This is a genomic window from Acinetobacter sp. YH12231, assembly GCF_013417755.1.
GTDB lineage: Bacteria > Pseudomonadota > Gammaproteobacteria > Pseudomonadales > Moraxellaceae > Acinetobacter > Acinetobacter amyesii.
Window position 1 is genome coordinate 1 of the sequence record NZ_VPDJ01000046.1, and the last position, 8377, is coordinate 8377.

The following is an 8377-nucleotide window of genomic DNA, read 5'->3' on the forward strand; positions in this document are numbered from 1 at the left end:
TAGAGCTAGAAGTATCTCAGGCTTTTTAAGTGGTATTTACGCATCACTATGTGCATACCAATTAACTCAGCAGCATAAGCCCACAATTCAAATTATGCAGTCATTGGCTTAAAAAGGATTCGGGTTAATTAAGTAAATTTCTTATATCTAGCAAATCTTTTTCAGCGCTTTTAAATCTAATAAAAGTAGCTTTGATTATTTATTGATCATTAGTCTACTTTTCTTCCTCAAAGCACATCATTTTTTTCTGTCATCACACCTATTCAAGCTTTATAGACATTTTTTTGCGTGCATTTTTATATTTCCAAGCATTTTTTAACGTTCAAATGCTAAATGTTGCATGACTTCCAAGATGACTTGTTGCTTTCCACGGAAATCCTCGGCAGAAAATAGCAGCTTGGCACGTCGAGGGAGTTGTTCTCGTACCAATGCAAATAGTTGGTACTGTGCTGCGATATCCAAATCATGTAATTGTTGCTGCGCCTCACAAAATAATGCTCGCTTATACTGTGTGGTTTGGTGATCAAATAAATATCTCAAGATTCGATCAATCTGTTCATCATGATTATCGGTATTGTAATACGCCATGTTGTTGCTCTTTTTTGATTTTTGACCATTGTTCCATAAGGCCTGTTTTTGCAAAAATCATTTTAATTACATGCTTAGTCATTTTTGCTGATAAAAATACAGCCTATTTTATTTGAATAATCACTATTAACGATCACAGTCATAAAAAGCCACTATTTTTGGGCTTTAGACGCATAGAGCGCAGGCTGCGTTTTACGTACACTCTTTTTATTTTTTAGGTGCAGGATGCCAACACAGTTTTTTCCACGCTTATTCTTACTATTAAGCGGATTAGGATTATTGGCTTTTGGTGTCGTACTCTCTATACATTCAAATTTAGGGACATCCCCTATTTCCTCGGTGCCCTACAGCTTTAGCTATATCTTTCCACTCACCGTCGGCACATTAACAGTATTGATGCACATCGTCATGATACTGCTGCAAATGCTGATCTTAAAATCACGCTTTCAGTGGATACAGTGGCTGCAATTACCCGTGGGAATTTTGTTTGGTGCATTTATTGACGGTTTAATGTGGCTCACCCAAGGCTGGAGCATAGAAAGTTACCCACTTCAACTCCTGGCTTGCTTGGCAAGTTGCCTGATTACCGCTTTAGGTGTGAGCTTAGTGGTCAAAGCCAGTCTAGTCCTCTTAGCCGCAGAAGGTCTCTATCAAGCCATTGCTATTCGTTATCGCCTTGATTTTGGCAACTGTAAAACCTATGGCGACATTGTCTTGGTCAGTATTGCGGTTATCAGCAGTTGGCTAGTCTTACATCAAGTCATCGGAGTACGTGAAGGCACCATTATTACCGCACTTTTAGTGGGGACTTTAGTCAAGCGGATTTTACCTAAATTAAGCTTCATTCAATTTGGCCCTAAGCCCTAAAACCAAGCTCCATGAACATCTATCTGAGTAAAGACATTTTAAAGCTCGATTGAATCGGGCTTTTTTTCTGGCGCAATTAAAGTCTTTAATACAGAAATGAATGTGATTTTTGAAAGGAATAGCTCAATTTTACAAATAAAAAAGGGAAAGATCTCTCCCAAAATCTTTCCCTTAGAATTGAATCTTTAGTCGATCCATCGTGTAGTTATTATAGTTATTTGTTAACTCACTAAAAAAAGAGTCCCTTGGGGAAGAGACTTATAAAAAGTGGAGCTATCGTTATGTACCCTCTAGATGGTATATATCTCTCTAGATGAATAAATCTTATACATAAAATTCAAGAAATGCAACACATTTGGCAAAATTTAAGTGTTGTTTTTATAAGGTTTTTTTTGAATTTGCTTATTTATATTATTAATATATTAATTGGTAAAAAAAAGCAGGCCGAAGCCTGCTTTTAATTCAATAACTTAACTAAAAATTCAAGAATTTATTAGTCGGTAAAAGTTACTTTTGCGATCGCTTTTTTGCTCGCTTGGATAATCAAAGTTTTGTTTTCTGACACAGCATAACCTGCATCAACCACTTCCCAATCCACTTTCACTGCACCACGACCAATTGCATCTTTTGCTTGAGCTGCATTTTTAGTCAAACCCGCTTCACGCAAAATAGAAGTAATGAAAATCTCACCACCAAATGCGCCACGAGAAATAGTCACTTCTGGTGTACCTTCTGGAAGTTCACCTTCAGTAATCAAGTTGCCTGCACCTTTGTGCGCATTTGCCGCAGCTTCTGCGCCATGGAAACGCTCAACCAATTCAAGTGCAAGAATTTTCTTCACTTCTTGTGGATTACGACCTTCAGCCACTTCTTTAAGTAACTGTTGAATTTCTTCAATCGATTTAAAGCTCAACAAGTCAAAGTAACGTTCGATCAAATCATCTGGCATTGAAAGCACTTTTTGGTACATCGCACCCGGTGCATCAAAGACTGCAATATAGTTACCCAAAGATTTAGACATTTTATTTACGCCGTCTAAACCTTCAAGAATTGGCACAGTAATGCACACTTGAGATTCTTGGTCATAACGGCTTTGTAATGTACGACCCATCAGCAAGTTAAAGGTTTGGTCTGTACCACCTAACTCTACATCCGCTTCTAGTGCAACTGAGTCATAACCTTGTACCAATGGATATAAAAATTCGTGAATCGCAATCGGTTGATGGCTGTTATAACGTTTAGTGAAGTCATCACGTTCCAACATACGTGCCACAGTTTGCTGTGAAGCTAACTGAATCAAGTCAGCAGCAGTTTTTTGACCAAACCACTCTGAGTTAAACACAACTTTAGTTTTCGCTGGATCAAGAATCTTAAATACTTGTTCTTGATAAGTTTTAGCATTTTCTAAAACTTTTTCACGAGACAACGGCGGACGCGTAGCGCTCTTACCCGTTGGGTCACCGATCATGGCTGTATAGTCACCAATCAGGAAGTAAACTTCATGACCTAAATCTTGGAAAACTTTTAATTTATTAATCAGAACCGTATGACCTAAATGTAAATCAGGTGCAGTCGGGTCAAAACCCGCTTTAATTTTTAATGGGCGATTCTGCTTTAATTTCTTAAGAAGATCTTCTTCAGAAATAATCTCATGTGTGCCTCGTTGGATGAGGGCAAGTTGTTCTTCAGCCGGCAGGAAATTTGACATCACAAAATCCAAATAGATCAGTTATACAATTTGTGCGATATACTAACACTTTTTCAGCACATTGCAGGCTTAAGAATCATCATGACAGCGATCTACATTGGGGTAATGACCGGCACAAGCATGGATGGTGTCGATATTGTTGCTGCTTCTTTTGATCCTTTAGAGATTCATGCAACGCTCACACTTCCCTTTGACCCAGACCTTCGTGATGAACTGATGGCACTTACTTTGCCTGATGATAACGAAATTGATCGTATGGGTAAGGCAGACGTTGCTTTAGCTCAAATGATCGGTCATGGCATCAATGAATTGATCGAGAAGAATCAGCTAGATCGTAGTCAAATCAAGGCTATTGGCTCACATGGTCAAACCATCCGCCACCGTCCTGAACATGGTTTTACCCTGCAAATTGGCGACCCCAATATTATTACCGAACTCACTAAAATCCCTGTGATTTCAGACTTTCGCCGCCGCGATATGGCTGCGGGTGGTCAAGGCGCACCTTTAGTTCCTGCGTTCCATCAAGCGCTTTTCCAACATGACACCATTCACCGTGTGATTTTAAACTTGGGCGGCATCGCCAATGTCAGTATGTTACCTGCAGGCAAACCTGAAAATGTCTATGGCTTTGATACAGGCCCTGCCAACATTTTAATGGATGCATGGTGCGAACGTTATACTGGTCAACCGTATGATGAAAATGGCAACTGGGCGGCTTATGGTCAGCCTATTCGCAGCCTGCTCGACCGCTTACAAGCGCATGAGTTTTTCTCTAAAGAACCGCCAAAAAGTACAGGTCGTGAAGACTTCAATCTAGAATGGTTAGATGAACAGATTCTCGATTGGCGTGGAGATCTCGAATATGACGAACTCGAAGATACGCCAGAAAACATTCAAGCAACCTTAATGAAACTCACCACACGTGCCATTAAAAAAGCCATTTACCGTTCTGATATGGATACTGGTGAAGTCTATGTCTGTGGTGGTGGTGCATACAATTCGCACCTTTTAGAACAACTACGCTGGCGTCTACGTAAACATGGATGGACGGTGCAAAGTACCGCAGATTTAGGCTTAAGCCCAACATGGGTGGAAGCGACGGCCTTTGCTTGGTTGGCGATGCGCTTTGTCAATCAACTCAGTGCAAATTTACCAAGTGTGACGGGTGCTGCTGGCTATCGTATCTTAGGTACAATCACTGCGGTTTAAGAGTCAAAAACATATAAAAAAGGTCTGCAATTGCAGACCTTTTTTATATAGACACGCTTTTATATAGATTGACTACTATATACAAAGCATAGCTCAAACTTAATTCATCATTGCCTTGGCATGTTCATTACGAAAAGCCCGTAAAATCTGCTGTCCCGCCCGACCTGTTGGGCTTAAACCCAGTCGATTTTGCTCTTGTCGAATGGCTTGACGGGTTTTATCTCCAATTAATCCATCCACTTTACCAATGTCATAGCCACGGTTAAGTAAAAATTGTTGAATCTCACGTCGTTCCGCACGTGAAGTCCCAGGATCATCGGTTGGCCATGTCGTACTAAAGCCGCCCTTGCCTTGCAAGCGATCGGATAAATGCGCAATCGCTAATGCATAACTCTCTGCCGCATTGTAGCTGTAGATTGCATCGAAATTTTTAAACACCAAGAATACAGGCCCACTTGGCCCAGCCGATGCCATTAATCCAGCTTGGCTCGATCCAGAAAGGTTACCTTGAATTAACGGCGTGCCATCGGCACGCTGCAAACCACGATTCATCCAGCTATCTAATGACTTTTTATTACGGCGACTTTCACCACTGATCGACATTCCTTCGGGAATTTTTACTTCAAAGCCCCACGGCTGACCAGTTTGCCAACCACGCTTTTTCAGGAAGTTGGCTGTAGATGCCAACGCATCCGTGGTACTCGACACCAAATCACGGCGGCCATCACCATCAAAATCCACGGCCAGTTCTTCATAGGTACTCGGCATAAATTGGGTATGACCAAATGCACCTGCCCATGAACCTTTCAATTGAGATTCATTTAAATCACCACGCTGCAAAATCCGCATGGCTGCAAAAAACTCGCCACGGAAATAGCTTTGACGGCGTCCTTCACAACTTAAAGTGCCCAATGACTGTAATAAAGGATAGCTACCCGCAATATCACCAAAATTACTCTCCACACCCCAAACCGCGACCACGGTTTCAGCAGGCACACCATAAGCCGCTGCGACACGGTTTAATACATCACGATGCTGCGCCAATTTCTGCTGACCCAGTTGTACACGCTCTTCATCTACCAGACCGGACAGATAGTCCCAAATCGGAGTTGAAAACTCAGGCTGATAGTTGAGCTTTTCAATCACAGAATAATCAGGTGTTAAATTTTGTGTATAGCGATCATAAGTTGACGCACTCACACCAGCATTCATTGCTTGCGAGCGCAAATTGGCTAAACAACCTTGGAAGTTATTTTGTGGTGAAATGCTGCTTGTTGCAGGCATGCTCGACGCATTGACAGACTGACCATTAATAATCAACTCGGCATTTGCCTGAGTTATTGCCAAAAAAGCAGTCCCGAAAACAAATCCTAAGTGATGCTTCATACCCTTGATCTTTTTTTGAATTTAAATTGTTGCTTTAACAATAGCAGCTCAAAGCAAAAGTTAAAGGTTCAAAACGTAAATTTAAATTCATAATTTCTACTTATTTAAATTCATTTTTTAAATTTGAATTCAAAAGCAGTTATCCACAACCTTGTTTTAAATTCATTACAAACCAAACAGCGGTTTAAATTTAAATTCAAAACTTTTAAATTTAAAATAAACTGCATGTAGAAAAAGTTATCCACAAATTCAAAATGGCGTGACAATTCATTTTTTTATTGTTGATAATCAAAACATTATAGTTCTTAAAAGACTCTCTTTATAGATCCAATAAGTCTGATCAACTTTTAAATTCAAATTTTTTAAATTTAAACACAACGAAATGAATTCATTTTTTCAAATTTAAATTCATAAACTTTGAATTCATTGTTTTCGGTATCGGATTTTTTGAATTCAAATTCATGGTTTAAATTTAAAAACACAATTTGAATTCAAAACACATTGGTTATTTTTGATTTTGATTCACACACATCGCAGGCCATTGATACGGAAAAAACCATACGAAGATTCGCGCAGAATATTTATAAACGAACGAACACTTTATGATCAATAGTTTCTTGTCGTTTCACCGATAAGCGGTGTGATTTTGCAAAGAGGCGCAATGATGCCCGAACTACAGCGATAAAAAAAGCGGCCATGTGCATGACCGCTTTTTTATCATTCAAACTCAGGTTTAAATGGTCATATCTTCGCTAAGTGCCAGTGGATTCGGCAAAATTTTCGCCAAAGCACGACATAAAGCTGTTAATTCAGCGGTATCGTTCGGCATTAAAGTGATGTGACCAATTTTGCGACCTTCACGCTCTGTTTTGTTATACAGATGCAAATGCGCGCCATTCAGTGCCAATACATCTTCAGATTTCGGATGTTGACCAATGATGTTTACCATGACCGTTGGACGAACAACTTCAGTCGAACCCAAAGGTAGACCTGCTACAGCACGAATGTGGTTTTCAAACTGTGAACACACTGCGCCTTCAATCGACCAATGCCCAGAGTTATGCACACGTGGCGCCATCTCATTGGCATATAAGCCTTTATCTGTCACAAACAGCTCTAGCGTCAAAACACCGACATAATTCAAATGATTGAGCAGGCGAGTAATGTAGTCTTGCGCAACTGGTTGTAAGTCTGCGCTGTTTGGCGCAGGCACAATCGAATGCGACAAAATGCCGTTGTGGTGGTAGTTTTCCGCCAATGGCCATGTTTTCACATCACCGTCTTGACCACGCACCGCAATGATTGAGACTTCACGTGAGAAGGTTACAAAGCTTTCCGCAATCAATTCACCAGCAGGGCCCAGTTCAGCCCATGCTTGATCCATTTGCTCAGCGCTACGTAGCACGAATTGGCCTTTACCATCATAACCGCCACGCGATGTTTTCAGTACGATGGGTAAACCCAGCTCAGCAACAGCGGCTTCCAAACTCTCTAAAGACGTCACGGCCTTATAGGGTGCAACTGGAATAGCCAACTCATCAAACAAGGCTTTTTCGGACAAACGATGCTGTGCAATCGCTAAAGCTTGACGCGGCGGGTGCAGTGCTTTGTTCTTGGTCAACACATCAACATCTGCTAACGGGGTATTTTCAAACTCTAAGCTGAAAACATCTGCGCTCTGAATGAAATCTTGCAAACCATTTTCAGCTTGAGTCGAAATCACTGGACCCAGCGCTGCAGAAGGGCAGTCGGTACTCGCTTCAAAGAAGGTGCATTGAATGTTTAAAGGCAATGCCGCTTGCGCCATCATGCGACCAAGCTGGCCACCACCAAAAATACCAATGGTTTTATCCATGAGAAATGCCCCTTAATTAAGCTTGACCCGGAATATTTTTACTCGCCACTTTATCAGTTTGCGCAGCACGGAAATCTGCAACATTCTTTGCAATTTCAGGACGCGTTAAACCTAAAATTTGTGCCGCCATGATCGCTGCATTGGTCGCACCCGCTGGGCCAATCGCCAAAGTACCAACTGCAATACCTGCTGGCATTTGCACGATAGACAGTAATGAATCCACGCCGTTTAAAATTGATGATTTTACCGGTACACCAAGTACAGGTAGGTCAGTCTTGGCTGCACACATACCTGGTAAATGCGCTGCACCGCCAGCACCGGCAATAATCACTTGAATACCACGATCACGTGCGGTTTCAGCATATTCGAATAATCGATCTGGAGTTCGGTGTGCAGATACAACTTCCGCTTCAAATGGGACGCCAAGCTGTTTCAGCATATTGGCAGTGTTTTCTAGCGTTGCCCAATCCGATTGAGAACCCATGATAATTCCAACGAGAGGAGTGTCTTGTGAAGCGGCCGCATTCATTGCAATGTTTCCAGAGATTAAAGTAAGAGAGAGTAAATCTCGACTAGAGCCAAGCTTTAATAAGAGCCCCATATTATAGACTGAAAATTCATCTCATTGACATCCTCCCCCCCTTAAAAGAGGGTGATTCCTACAGCTAGACGCTTATGCCCAAGCGCAAGAATGTTTAGAGCTGAGTTTATATCTCGATCATGAGCTGTACCACAGCTCATGCACTCCCATTCTCTTATTCCAA

The 8377-nt window shown here is 41.3% G+C and carries 8 protein-coding genes and 1 pseudogene; 3 read left to right on the forward strand and 6 right to left on the reverse strand.

Annotated elements, in window-relative coordinates:
- A pseudogene (locus FTV11_RS16565) lies at nucleotides 1-112 on the forward strand (IS982 family transposase); the annotation flags it as partial.
- A 203-nt stretch (nucleotides 113-315) separates the two neighbouring features.
- Here the strand turns inward: FTV11_RS16565 and FTV11_RS16570 are convergent.
- Nucleotides 316-588: a hypothetical protein gene (locus tag FTV11_RS16570; RefSeq protein WP_111886092.1), complete on the reverse strand. Its 273-nt coding sequence runs from the start codon at nucleotides 586-588 to the stop codon at nucleotides 316-318.
- Between the two features lie 225 nt (nucleotides 589-813).
- Between FTV11_RS16570 and FTV11_RS16575 the strand changes: the two genes are divergently transcribed.
- Nucleotides 814-1455 (forward strand): YitT family protein, encoded by a 642-nt coding sequence (locus FTV11_RS16575; protein WP_180074485.1) that lies wholly within the window; start codon nucleotides 814-816, stop codon nucleotides 1453-1455.
- A 493-nt stretch (nucleotides 1456-1948) separates the two neighbouring features.
- On the opposite strand, the gene tyrS is transcribed toward FTV11_RS16575, so the two are convergent.
- Nucleotides 1949-3181, reverse strand: a complete 1233-nt coding sequence (gene tyrS / locus FTV11_RS16580) for a tyrosine--tRNA ligase (RefSeq protein ID WP_171262600.1) — start codon at nucleotides 3179-3181, stop codon at nucleotides 1949-1951.
- Nucleotides 3182-3244: 63 nt separating this feature from the next.
- On the opposite strand from tyrS, the gene FTV11_RS16585 reads away from it, so the two are divergent.
- A complete protein-coding gene (locus FTV11_RS16585) occupies nucleotides 3245-4372 on the forward strand; it encodes an anhydro-N-acetylmuramic acid kinase (RefSeq protein WP_180074487.1) in 1128 nt (375 codons plus the stop codon).
- Between the two features lie 99 nt (nucleotides 4373-4471).
- On the opposite strand, the gene FTV11_RS16590 is transcribed toward FTV11_RS16585, so the two are convergent.
- The 4 genes from FTV11_RS16590 to FTV11_RS16605 all read right to left on the reverse strand — a co-directional run.
- Nucleotides 4472-5758: a lytic murein transglycosylase gene (locus FTV11_RS16590; protein ID WP_180074489.1), complete on the reverse strand. Its 1287-nt coding sequence runs from the start codon at nucleotides 5756-5758 to the stop codon at nucleotides 4472-4474.
- A gap of 733 nt (nucleotides 5759-6491) precedes the next feature.
- Entirely contained in the window at nucleotides 6492-7613 is a 1122-nt protein-coding gene (locus tag FTV11_RS16595) for a 5-(carboxyamino)imidazole ribonucleotide synthase (protein ID WP_180074491.1), read from the reverse strand.
- A 16-nt stretch (nucleotides 7614-7629) separates the two neighbouring features.
- Complete coding sequence (gene purE / locus FTV11_RS16600; RefSeq protein ID WP_078189531.1) at nucleotides 7630-8142, reverse strand: 5-(carboxyamino)imidazole ribonucleotide mutase; 513 nt, start codon at nucleotides 8140-8142, stop codon at nucleotides 7630-7632.
- 113 nt (nucleotides 8143-8255) lie between these two features.
- Nucleotides 8256-8377, reverse strand: a 122-nt coding sequence (locus tag FTV11_RS16605) for a zinc ribbon domain-containing protein (RefSeq protein WP_180005585.1), incomplete at its 5' end; no start/stop codon positions are given.

Excerpts from the sequence above, each read along its gene's own strand:
- FTV11_RS16575 (WP_180074485.1), top strand. The coding sequence starts at position 814 with ATGCCAACACAGTTTTTTCCACGCTTATTCTTACTATTAAGCGGATTA.
- purE (WP_078189531.1), bottom strand. The coding sequence starts at position 8,142 with ATGAATGCGGCCGCTTCACAAGACACTCCTCTCGTTGGAATTATCATG.
- FTV11_RS16585 (WP_180074487.1), top strand. The coding sequence starts at position 3,245 with ATGACAGCGATCTACATTGGGGTAATGACCGGCACAAGCATGGATGGT.
- FTV11_RS16570 (WP_111886092.1), bottom strand. The coding sequence starts at position 588 with ATGGCGTATTACAATACCGATAATCATGATGAACAGATTGATCGAATC.
- FTV11_RS16590 (WP_180074489.1), bottom strand. The coding sequence starts at position 5,758 with ATGAAGCATCACTTAGGATTTGTTTTCGGGACTGCTTTTTTGGCAATA.
- FTV11_RS16595 (WP_180074491.1), bottom strand. The coding sequence starts at position 7,613 with ATGGATAAAACCATTGGTATTTTTGGTGGTGGCCAGCTTGGTCGCATG.